Raw genomic sequence first — 10251 nt, 5'->3', positions numbered from 1 at the left:
ACGGCTGGTTGGATAAGGCCGGGCCCTCGCGCAATGGGCTGGTGCGCCCCAACGGTTGCCGGGCTTGCCTCAAATTTCCCGCGGCGGTGCCTGCTACCGTTGCGTGCCCGGCGTTTTTATTCCCGACTCGGCGCTTCCCTGAGCAGGTGAAGATCTGCCAACCGCCACTGGGCTTTCCCAGTTTCACCTTGGACATGATCTGGGCGCGTGAGCGCAGCGACAGCAAAGACCTCAGCAGCATGCGTGCGTTGATCGAGCAAGTGGCCGATGTGTTATTGACGCAGTGATGAAACAGACTTTTAAATTTTCACAGCGCATTTAGATTTCTTAAAACCAGCGACGTACTCATTTCACTTATCGTTTGGTCATCGGGTAGGCAGCGCTCTACCTGACCCACACTTTCAAGGAGGAATGAGTCATGTTGGCCCACGCGCAACCGTTGGTGTTTCCTTATTTCAGGCAGCCGACACCTTGCTATGGTTTCGAATGTGTAATCGCAGTCGATCGTGGCCAGCGCATCAGCGATTCCATCAATGGTGCGACCCTGTACGAAGACCTGGCCCATAGTGGTGCTGTGATTTACCGCGACTTCGCCGATAGCCTCGAAGACTTTAATGAATTCGTCAGCGCCCACTCATCGCGGGTCACCTTCGACCCGGCACGCAAGGCAGCCACTGCGAACACTGCGGAAATCGAGGCGGGCGTGCACGAGATGGGCCTGCACCGCGAGAATGGCAACCTGCCGTTCAACCCTGACCTGCAATGGTTCTATTGCCTCGAAGCCGCCTCTATCGGCTCGCAAACCACACTCTGTGACGGCGAGCGAGTGTTGTTCGACCTCTCGGCGAAAACCCGCAAACTTTTCGAGCAACGCAATATTCGATATCGCCGCCGTATTCCGTGGCAGAACGTCAAACGCTTTCTGAGTATCGAGTTGCAACTTCCGCTGGAGGCGATCACCGACGAACATCTGCAACAGGTCAATGAACAAGTGGCAGGGCAAACTTACCGCCGTATCGACCAGAACCTGATTGCATCGGAGCTGATTATATCTGCAGTGGAAACCAGCTGCTTTAGCGGGCGCCGGGCGTTCTGCAATTCGATGCTCGGCCCCAGTGTCAACTACGAACCCCCGCGTATTACCTGGGCCGATGGCGAAGCTATCGCGCTGGAGATATGGGATGAAATCAAGGAAGTGACCGAGCGCAATACCTACAGCCACTTCTGGCAAAAAGGCGATGTCATCGTCATCGACAACACGCGCGTCATGCATGGTCGCCGCCGTCTGGATGACACTTCCCGTCGTATTTTCGGCGCTCAGAGCTACCGTATCGGGGGTAATGGCCAATGATCAGCAAGAAAATGCAGGACTATTTGGCGGCATCGCCAGATCGCGTGGTCATTCGTGAGATGGGCGGCCGTGAGTACACCTTGCACCAGCTGCGTCGCGACGTGCTGCGCTTGGCCAGTGCTCTTGAAGGGCGCGTAGGCCGCTGTGAGCGCAAAGTGTTCGGTATTGCCATGCGCTCGTGCTACGAGTGGGTCTACACGTTGCTGGCCATTCAGAAAGTCGGTGCAGTGTTGCTGCCGGTGCCGATCGAATTTTCCGATGATCAGATCGCCAGCCTGCTGGGCAAGGCCACTGCCGTGCTGGTCAGTGATGAGCAAACCGCAGGCCGCTTGCATGGCATCCTGCCGGACAAGCCATGCTTCATCCCCGATCAACTGATGGGCCAGGCCATCGGCGATGAGTGGCGTGCCGAGGATGAGCTCATACCGGAGGGGATCGTTTCGATCATCCACACTTCCGGCACCACCTCCAAGCCTAAGGGCGTGATGATCCGTGACGAGGCGGTCGGCCTGCTGGTGGACAACGTAATGAAGCGCCTGCCGCAACAGCCGCTGCATTATTTCTCGATCGTGCCCATGAGCCTGTTGATCGAACAAGTGCTGGGCGTATTCATCCCTATCCTGTCCGGCGGCACGCTGACGCTAATGCCCAAAGGCGTAGCCGAATATGGCGCGGCCAGCGGCAATGCCAGGCAGTACCTGGAAATGATCGCCCCCAACCAGCCGAACTTCCTGTACCTGCCGCCAAAGCTGCTGGAGGAAGCCAACATGCTGCTTGAGCAGTGCTCGGTGCAGCAGCTGTTCGGAGCGCAGTGCCCGCACATCATCACAGGCGGCGCCAAAATCCCGGTCAGTGTGCTGCAGGCGCTGGATGCCCGCGGTGTCGAGGTGTTCGAAGCCTATGGGCTTAGCGAAAACTCATCGATCATCTCGCTCAACTCGCCCGCCGAGCGGCGCATTGGCTCAGCCGGAAAGCTGCTGGACGGGATCGAGCCCAAGTTGGTCGACGGTGAACTGCTGGTGCGCACGCCCACGCTCTGCGCAGGCTACTACAACGCTGACGACACTGCTTGCGATCTTTCCGATGGGTACTTGCACACCGGTGACATAGCAGAATTTCGCGACGGCTATCTCTACATCACCGGCCGCAAGAAGCATGTGATCATCCTGTCGACGGCCCGCAATATCTCGCCCGAGTGGGTGGAAAACGTCTACAAGGAAAGCCCGCTGGTGGACGACATGATCGTCATGGGCGAGGGCAAGGACGAGCCCTGTGCCATCGTTCTCAGCACAGCCGGCACTGCCTGCGTCCGTGACGAAATGGCGCGCCTGGAGCATCGCCTGGCAGACTTCGCCAGGGTTCGGCAAATTCGTGTGATCGACGACATCGCCCAGTTCCGTGACCAGTTCTACACCGTCACGGGGCGGCCGCGACGCGCTGAAATCGAGGCGCGCTTCATCGACCAGATGTATGCCTGAGGACCAGAGAACGCCATGTACATCGTGCGTAATTTCTACAAAGGTCGGCCCGGCTACCGGTGCCTGCAAGAGGCCGTGCGTGCCCACTATCTGAAACACTACGGCGCCACCCCAGAGCCACAGCCTGATCTGTTCGTCTGCCTGACAGGCTCCAACGGCGGCGCCCCTGGCTATGCCTGTGCCGGCATCAGCTACGGCGACTCGGCAAAGCTGTTCAGTGAGTACTACCTGGATCAAAGCCTGGATCGACGCTATGGGCTGGACCGCGCTCGCATTGCCGAAGTGGGGGCCTTTGCATCGTTTCGTAGCGGCAGCGGAGCAGGCAAGTACCTACTGGACAATGTGATCAAGACGCTGGCCTTGCGCAATTTCGGCCTGGTGGTACTCACCGCCACCGATCAGGTGCGTCAGCTGCTGACCCCGCTGGTGGACAGCCTGGATGACTTAGGCCCTGCCGATAGCACGCGGGTCAAGGATCCGGGGGTGAACTGGGGCTCCTATTACCACCATGAGCCACGGGTTGTCGCAGCGCGGCTGTCACCGCCCAGCATCTGGATGAGCGCACCTAGCCCGGGCGTTGCCCTGGCCACGCCTCATTTCCCTTGTCAGGCATCTGCCTGAGGTTGACACGCGCCGCGCGTCACGACGCGCGGCGTGCTGGAGATAAGCATGAACGCGAGCAAACGTTACGAGAATTTCATTGTGTTTCTGGCGCCGCTGATCAATAGCGTCGGCGGTATCGCCATCGACTTGTATGCGCCCAGTATTCCCTCCATCGGCCGGGAATTGTCGGCCAGCCCGTCATTGATGCAGAACACCATCACCATCACGCTGTTGTTCTATGCCCTCGGCCAGTTGTTCTTCGGCGTGATGGCCGATGCCCGTGGCCGCAAACCGGCAGTACAGTTGGGGCTGCTGGTGTTTCTGGGCGGCAGCGTGGTGGCGAGCATTGCCACTTCCATCGAAATGCTTTTAGTGGCCCGGGCACTACAGGGCTTCGCGATTGGCGCTTGCCAAGTGGTGGCGCGGGCGTTGCTGGTGGATATCGTCAAAGGGCCGCGTTTTTACGTGGCAATCATCTACCTCAGCCTGGCCTTCGGGCTGGGGCCAGTGATCGCGCCATACGTGGGCGGTGTGATCGAAGTGCACTTGGGCTGGCGTTACAACTTCGTTCTCTATGCCGTATACGCGGTGATCGTGCTGGCCTTCGTGCTGGCCGGGCTGAAGGAGTCGCTGCCACATTCCGGGCGGCGGGCAGCTTTGCAGACGGTCTTAGGCTACCGCTGCATTCTGGCCGACGCCCGCTTTCGTTCATCGGTGATCGTGCTCGGCTCTAGTTTCTCGGCTTTTCTGCTGTGGAACGTATTCGGGCCTTACATCGTCCAGGAGCGATTGGGGCACAGTGCCCAGTACTTCGGCACCACGGCGCTGGCCGTTGGCAGCTGCTACCTGGTCGGTACGCTGGTCAACCGCGCGCTGATCCGGCGCATCGACCCGCGTAATTTGATGTGGACCGGTATGTCGCTGTTTCTGCTGGGCGTGATCGGGATCGCAGCGACAGCCAGTAGGTTGAGCCTGGTGAACATCCTCGGCGGCATCATGCTGGTCGCCTTCGGTCAGGGGTTCATCTTTTCCAATGCCATGGCCCGTTCCATGTCGCTGTTCCCTGACCGCGCGGGTGTGGCGGCAAGCTTGCAGGGCTGTTTGATGCTGGTCTTCGGCGCCGTGGCCTCAGGCGTCGTCAGCGCCCTGTCACTGGCGTCGAACCTGACAGTCGCTGCTGTGTTCCTGGTGCTATGGCTGATCTCGCTGTCGGGCATGTTGAGTGTGCGGATGCAGCAGCAGGCCAAGGATGACGTTGTGGTCGAGCGGGCAACGGCCAAAACTCAGTAACACAGCGACCAGGCGCTGGATCAATGCACCGACTTGCGCACCTGTAGGCATTGCCTGGCTTGTTCGGCCAATCTGTCCAGCCATTCATCGCGCTGCTGCTCGGCATCGAGCATGGCTTCTTCGCCATGTTGGTTCAGCAAGTAGGTGTGGATCTGCAGCACTTCGGGCGCCTGGTAAATCGGCGCGATGTCCACCCGGCCGATGAGCGCGCCGCTGGCCTGGCCGGTGCTGCTCATCAGCACCTGCGGGCCGCTGGCAGCGACCACCTGCATGGCCATGCTTTCGAACCAAGGCACCTGATGGGCGAAGGCATTGAGCTCGACACTGTTGTAACGCGCCTGCAGGTCACCCAGCAGCGCGCGGGCAATGCCCTGGCGGCGGTGGCTGGGGAGTACGGCCAGGAACGCCAGGGTACAGGCCTGCGGGGTGTCCTGGGCCGGCAAGGCCAGGGCGAACCCAAGCAGTTGATCCGGGGCGTCGGCATCCAGTGCCAGGGTCAGTTGCACGGCCAGACCGCCGGTGCCACCCATCGCTTGCAGGTACTGGTGCACCTCCATGCCGACACCGTACTGATAAAGCGGGTACAACGGGTTTTCGGCGCGGATGGCCACGCTGCTCAGTTCGCCTACGTTGTGGATCACCAGTTCGCGGATCTGGTTTTGGAAGGACTCGGGCGGCACGCTGTCGAGGCGGCTGAGAATGAACATCGGGGGACGGCTCCGGCTGCGGTTGGATCACCTCGCGCCAGGCTGGCGCGGGGTGAACAGTCTAAACCCTTTTCAGCCGCGCATCGCGGCCAGCATCAGCTCGAGGTTCTGCACCGCGGCTCCCGAGGCGCCCTTGCCAAGGTTGTCGAACACTGCCGTGAGCAGCACCTGACCGTGCTCGGGGTTGGCGTACACCGCCAGGCGTAGGTCGTTGGTGTTATTCAGTGCTTCAGGGTCAAGCGCCGCAGCGGGGCCTTGCTGATGCAAGGGCATTACCTGCACATGCCGTGCACCCTGGTAGTGCTGCTCCAGGCACGCTTGCAGTTGCTCGGCGTCGGGGCGGCCGGGCAGCAAGCGCAGTTGCAGCGGGATGCTCAGAACGATGCCCTGGCGATAAGCCGCGTAGCCTGGGAGGAATATCGGCCGGGCGGTCAGGCCGGCGTGTTGCTGAATTTCAGGCACGTGCTTGTGGGCCAACTCCAAACCATACAGTTGCAGGGTCGGGGCCTGTTCACCTCCCAGCGTTTCATGCCGTTGCACGGCTGCGCGACCACCGCCGGAGTAACCTGAGATGGCATGAATGCTAAGGGGGTAGTCCCTCGGCAACAGGCCGGCGTCGACTAGCGGGCGCAGCAGGGCGATGGCTCCGGTGGGGTAGCAGCCTGGGTTACTGACGCGCTTGGCCTGGGCAATGCGTTCGGCCTGGTCAGGCTCAAGCTCCGGCAGACCGTACACCCAGCCAGGCGTGGTGCGATGCGCGGAGCTTGCGTCGATCACCCGCACAGCCGGGTTTTCGATAGTCGCCACCGCGTCGCGGGCGGCGTTGTCCGGCAGGCACAATACCGCGATGTCCGCGCTGTTGATGGCCCTGGCACGGCATTGCGGATCTTTGCGCTCGGCGTCGGGCAGGGTCAGCAAGTGCAGGTCGTTACGGCCCTGTAGGCGTGCATGGATTTGCAGGCCGGTGGTGCCTTGGTCGCCGTCGATAAACACGACTGGGGTATGCATGGTGATGTCCGATCATGGCAAGAGATGACCTATGCTCGCCTGTGGCATTCATAAAGAAAATTTGAATATCATGACGCTGATATTCAGATTTCCTGAACCAAGGAGCGTTGCCGATGCGTGAAATCAGCCTCGACCGCCTGCGCACGTTGGTTGTGGTTGCGGAACTGGGCGCTTTCGCCGAAGCCGCCCGCCAGCTCAACCTGGCGCCGCCCACCATCAGCTTGCACGTGGCCGAACTCGAGGCGAGGGTCGGCGCACCTTTGCTGATCCGCAACCGTAACCAGGTGCGTCCCACGGCCATTGGCGAAACCCTGCTGGCCCGGGCCCGCCGTCTGCTAGCCGATGCCGACCAGGCCCTGGACGAAGTGCGCCGGCAAGTCGAAGGCCTGACCGGCCGGGTGCGCCTGGGCGCTTCCACCGGTGCGATTGCGCATCTGCTGCCCAAGGCGCTCGAGTATCTGCAAGGGCAACACCCTGGCATCGATGTACAGGTTCAGGTCCTGACTTCCCAGGCATCGTTGGCGCGGTTGCGTGATGGAAGCCTGGACATCGCCCTGGTGGCGCTGCCGCAGGCGGCAGGCAAGAGCATCAGGCTGACCCCATGGCGACGCGACCCGATCTTGGCGTACGTGCCAGCGCGCTGGCAGCCACCTGCCAAGGTCACTCCGGCCTGGCTCAACCAGCGGGCGTTGATCCTCAACGACAGCAGCACTCAGTTGTCGCGGGTAACCAGTGAGTGGTTCGCGGCAGCGGGGTTGTATCCCGAGCCACGCATCGAGCTGAACTACAACGATGCGATCAAGCGCTTGGTCGCAGCGGGCTATGGCGCAACGTTGCTGCCGCAGGAGGGCGAAGCCTCGGAGCCGCATCCGGGTATCGCGCGGCGGCCACTGCGGCCGGGGCTGTGGCGTCATTTAGGCATAGCCTGCCGCGAGGCAGAGATGGAGCGAGCCACTGGGTTCGTGTTAGAGGCACTGGAGCGCTTGCGCCAATAAAGACGTTGGCAGGCTCAACCCCCAAGCCGAGCCGACGCCGCCGCTATCGCCGACTATGCTTGACCCTGCGTCGAGCCAACAATCCTTTAGATGACCATCCCGATTGCCCAGGAGAACGCTCCATGAAACCCATGAAACTCGTGCCTCTGCTGGTAATTGCTTCAGTGCTTAGTTTTACCGCCCACGCCGACCCGAAAAGCAACTGTGCGGCGAAGATCAAGGAGCTGGAAGAGATCAAGAAAACCGACGGCCAGGCGCTTCATGGCGGCATGGCCCATGACTACCACGAGCTGCTCGATCAGGCCAAGAAAGGGCAAGCGGCGCAGGATTGGACCCAGTGCCAAGCCTCGGCTGACCGCGCCAAAACCATCTATAACAAGGCTCGCGGCAGGTAGTCTGTGCTGTGCGGCTTCTACGAGGCTTCGGCCGTGAAGAAGCCGCACAGCAGCCTCTAGGTCAGAACCAGCGGTCGTTCTTCTTGCGCCCGCGAGTCAGGGCCGGAATGATCAAACCCGCCAGCAGGCCGGCGCCAGCAATGCTGCCCCCGTAAACCATGTAACGCATCATCACTTGTTTGTTCTCATCCCCAAGGCGCGCTTGGGTATCGCGCAGGCTCGACTGGCTTTGGTCGAGCTGCTCGTTCAGCGCCTGATTGCGGGCTTGCAGCTCATCGATGAGCTGTTTGCGCGAGTCGAGGGTCTCTTGCATGCCCTGTACGCGGTTCTTCCAGCTGTCGTCGATGGTTTTGAGCTGCCCGGACAGCTCCGCCACCTGAGCGTCGAGTTGCGGCAGGCGCTCGCTCTGGCCAGGCACCGACTGCAGGTCGCTGGTGAGGATCCACACCAAATCGCCATTCTGGCCGCGTACTTGGCTGTAGTTGCCCTGGCTGCCGACCAACGTGACTTTCTGCCCGGACTTGAGGGTCCCGACAATGCGGTGGCCGTCCGTCGGGCCACTGCGTACGTAGGTGCTCAGGCTGTCGCTGACCCAGCGCGCATCGCTGGCCGGCTCTTCGGCATGCGCGGGCACGGCAAGGGCCACGAAGGCGGCGAGCAGGCTGCCGCGCAGGGCAGTGAGGGCAGGGGAGGCGGGGCGGGATTCAGGCATGTCGGGTCTTCGCTGCTGCAGGAAAAATAGGCCCGGGAGCTCGCGCTCAATGACAGGGCCGACGAACCGGTCGGTAACTTGACCGTCAGGGACAGACCGCATTTTTGTAAGCAGGTTCACTGCTTGGCGTAGGAATTACCAACAAAATGTTGCTTAGAAAGACCCCGGCAGGGTGAGCGCTGGGCATGGGCCCTGGCTAGGTCGACACCCGGGTTTTGGCCAGGCAATCTTTGCAATTGACGATAGTTTCTTCTGGCAGCGCCGTTATGTGCACGCGGTTCGAACCACACAGCGCGCAGTAACAGGTGTAGCTGCTGGCGGCAACTTCCCCAGGCAGCTGTGCGAGGTAGTCGCTGAGCTTCTGGCCCAGGCCATGGTCTTCTTGTTGCAGCAGTACTTCGAACAGCGCCCAGCGCATGGCCGACAGCGGCGGATAGGCGTCGTGGCTTGAAATGTTGAATTGCCATTGCTCGCTGATGGCCCGTTCGCTCATCGACAGCATTCTGCCGGGAATGGTGTTGGCGGCATGCTGCTTGCTGACCCGAGCCCTGGCCACGTAGGCCAGAGCCCCCCGAACAGCCGTGTTGGTCAGGGACCAGATATGCCGAACCGGGTGCATCTCAAGCAGCTGCTCGGCCACTTCAGCGGCTTTCTTCCTGGCCTCGAATGGCAAGCCATGCTCTGCACTGCGTGTGGCGATATAGGCACAGACCTCCTCCTTATTCAGCCGCTCGATGGCTGCGGCGATCTCGCTGCGCCACCGCGCCTGCGGGCCATTGCCCAATGTCAGGCGCAGCGCGCGATACAGGCTGCCAATGCCGGCCCGGTGCTCGCCATCCAGACTGACGTTGGCGACCCAGCTCACTTTGTTTTGCCAAGCTTTAGGCGTGGGGTCGTCACTGAAGGCATCCAGCGGCGAGGTTGGGTCCACCAGCAGAATCTGGTCTTCGTGCAGCGCCAGCAACAGCGCTGAATCCATGCCTAGGGACGGGCTGACCCGCATGTCTGCCGTGCTTCGTTCTGCAGCATGGATGCAACCCTTTTGCCCATCCATGCGCACTTGGAGCATGGCCAACAGCTGCAATTGACGGGTGACGGGCAGGGTATGCAGCGGCACGGGCTGGTGTTTGGCCAATGACCAGTGCTCATCGATGCGCTTGCGTTGCTCGCTGGCCCGCGCCTGCCTGGCACGCTCACGTACTGCCAGGCAAGGTGGGCAGGTGCAATCGCGTTGCCATTGGTTGCGCCCTGGAAAATAGTGACGGTGCGTGCATTGCGGGCAGTAAGCCTGATTGTCGTTCCAACTGTAGGCCGAGCGGCTTTTGCGCCGCTCGTACAGGCTCACAGCGCAGTAGGGGCACTGCAGCCCTTGGCAGGGTACCGGCGGGAACGCCTTGATCAGGCTGCTGGGGGCGATGTCGATGGCGTAGCGTTCCAGCAGCGTGGCGATTTTCTCACCGCTGACGTAATCGCTGTACAAGGCTTCGATCTGCTCGGCACTCAGGTGCTGCAACTTGGTTTGGAAATCCGACAAAACCTGTTTCTCCTTGCGAAAAGTCGCTTTTGAGATTTTGCCAGGCATCATGCGCTGCTGAGCATCAAGTAGGTTGTGGGAGGCTTCGCAGCTGCCAGTAGGATTATTCTGATTGATCGGCGATGGCGCAGCGCGTCGGCCACACACGCCGGCAAAAGCCAATGGACTAGGCTCATAC

The 10251-nt window shown here is 61.1% G+C and carries 10 protein-coding genes and 1 pseudogene; 7 read left to right on the top strand and 4 right to left on the bottom strand.

What is annotated here, in order from left to right:
- From ACK59H_RS22035 to ACK59H_RS22015, 5 genes and pseudogenes are all read left to right on the top strand, one after another.
- A pseudogene (locus tag ACK59H_RS22035) lies at positions 1–287 on the top strand (LysR family transcriptional regulator); the annotation flags it as partial.
- A 131-nt stretch (positions 288–418) separates the two neighbouring features.
- Positions 419–1351, top strand: coding sequence for a TauD/TfdA family dioxygenase (locus ACK59H_RS22030; RefSeq protein ID WP_060480285.1), 933 nt, complete (start codon positions 419–421; stop codon positions 1349–1351).
- Positions 1348–2829, top strand: a complete 1482-nt coding sequence (locus tag ACK59H_RS22025) for an AMP-binding protein (RefSeq protein WP_261743535.1) — start codon at positions 1348–1350, stop codon at positions 2827–2829. The genes ACK59H_RS22030 and ACK59H_RS22025 overlap by 4 nt, the downstream gene beginning before the upstream one ends.
- Positions 2830–2844: 15 nt before the next feature.
- Positions 2845–3450, top strand: a complete 606-nt coding sequence (locus ACK59H_RS22020) for a thermostable hemolysin (protein WP_060480287.1) — start codon at positions 2845–2847, stop codon at positions 3448–3450.
- 48 nt (positions 3451–3498) lie between these two features.
- Positions 3499–4722, top strand: coding sequence for a multidrug effflux MFS transporter (locus ACK59H_RS22015; protein ID WP_060480288.1), 1224 nt, complete (start codon positions 3499–3501; stop codon positions 4720–4722).
- 20 nt (positions 4723–4742) lie between these two features.
- Here ACK59H_RS22015 and ACK59H_RS22010 read toward each other — a convergent pair whose 3' ends face one another.
- Both ACK59H_RS22010 and argC read right to left on the bottom strand, forming a co-directional pair.
- Complete coding sequence (locus ACK59H_RS22010) at positions 4743–5429, bottom strand: GNAT family N-acetyltransferase (RefSeq protein ID WP_060480289.1); 687 nt, start codon at positions 5427–5429, stop codon at positions 4743–4745.
- A gap of 72 nt (positions 5430–5501) precedes the next feature.
- On the bottom strand, positions 5502–6437 hold the full coding sequence (gene argC / locus ACK59H_RS22005; RefSeq protein ID WP_060480290.1) for an N-acetyl-gamma-glutamyl-phosphate reductase: 936 nt from the start codon (positions 6435–6437) through the stop codon (positions 5502–5504).
- A 113-nt stretch (positions 6438–6550) separates the two neighbouring features.
- On the opposite strand from argC, the gene ACK59H_RS22000 reads away from it, so the two are divergent.
- On the top strand, positions 6551–7432 hold the full coding sequence (locus ACK59H_RS22000) for a LysR family transcriptional regulator (RefSeq protein WP_261743531.1): 882 nt from the start codon (positions 6551–6553) through the stop codon (positions 7430–7432).
- A 122-nt stretch (positions 7433–7554) separates the two neighbouring features.
- Positions 7555–7827, top strand: a complete 273-nt coding sequence (locus ACK59H_RS21995) for a hypothetical protein (protein ID WP_060480292.1) — start codon at positions 7555–7557, stop codon at positions 7825–7827.
- 61 nt (positions 7828–7888) lie between these two features.
- On the opposite strand, the gene ACK59H_RS21990 is transcribed toward ACK59H_RS21995, so the two are convergent.
- Positions 7889–8539 carry a TIGR04211 family SH3 domain-containing protein gene (locus tag ACK59H_RS21990; RefSeq protein WP_060480293.1) on the bottom strand — a complete coding sequence of 217 codons (651 nt, stop codon included), beginning with the start codon at positions 8537–8539 and terminating at the stop codon, positions 7889–7891.
- 196 nt (positions 8540–8735) lie between these two features.
- Positions 8736–10073: a hypothetical protein gene (locus ACK59H_RS21985; protein ID WP_409264913.1), complete on the bottom strand. Its 1338-nt coding sequence runs from the start codon at positions 10071–10073 to the stop codon at positions 8736–8738.
- Positions 10074–10251 lie beyond the last annotated feature (178 nt).

Source organism: Pseudomonas sp. KCJK9000 (genome assembly GCF_046230725.1).
In the GTDB taxonomy this organism is placed as follows: Bacteria; Pseudomonadota; Gammaproteobacteria; order Pseudomonadales; family Pseudomonadaceae; genus Aquipseudomonas; species Aquipseudomonas promysalinigenes.
Note: the sequence above shows the minus strand (reverse complement) of the source record. Positions and strands in the feature narration are given on the sequence as shown.

Coding starts and splice junctions, on each gene's coding strand:
- ACK59H_RS22020 (WP_060480287.1), top strand. CDS start 2,845: ATGTACATCGTGCGTAATTTCTACAAAGGTCGGCCCGGCTACCGGTGC.
- argC (WP_060480290.1), bottom strand. CDS start 6,437: ATGCATACCCCAGTCGTGTTTATCGACGGCGACCAAGGCACCACCGGC.
- ACK59H_RS21990 (WP_060480293.1), bottom strand. CDS start 8,539: ATGCCTGAATCCCGCCCCGCCTCCCCTGCCCTCACTGCCCTGCGCGGC.
- ACK59H_RS21995 (WP_060480292.1), top strand. CDS start 7,555: ATGAAACCCATGAAACTCGTGCCTCTGCTGGTAATTGCTTCAGTGCTT.
- ACK59H_RS22010 (WP_060480289.1), bottom strand. CDS start 5,429: ATGTTCATTCTCAGCCGCCTCGACAGCGTGCCGCCCGAGTCCTTCCAA.
- ACK59H_RS22030 (WP_060480285.1), top strand. CDS start 419: ATGTTGGCCCACGCGCAACCGTTGGTGTTTCCTTATTTCAGGCAGCCG.
- ACK59H_RS22015 (WP_060480288.1), top strand. CDS start 3,499: ATGAACGCGAGCAAACGTTACGAGAATTTCATTGTGTTTCTGGCGCCG.
- ACK59H_RS22025 (WP_261743535.1), top strand. CDS start 1,348: ATGATCAGCAAGAAAATGCAGGACTATTTGGCGGCATCGCCAGATCGC.
- ACK59H_RS22000 (WP_261743531.1), top strand. CDS start 6,551: ATGCGTGAAATCAGCCTCGACCGCCTGCGCACGTTGGTTGTGGTTGCG.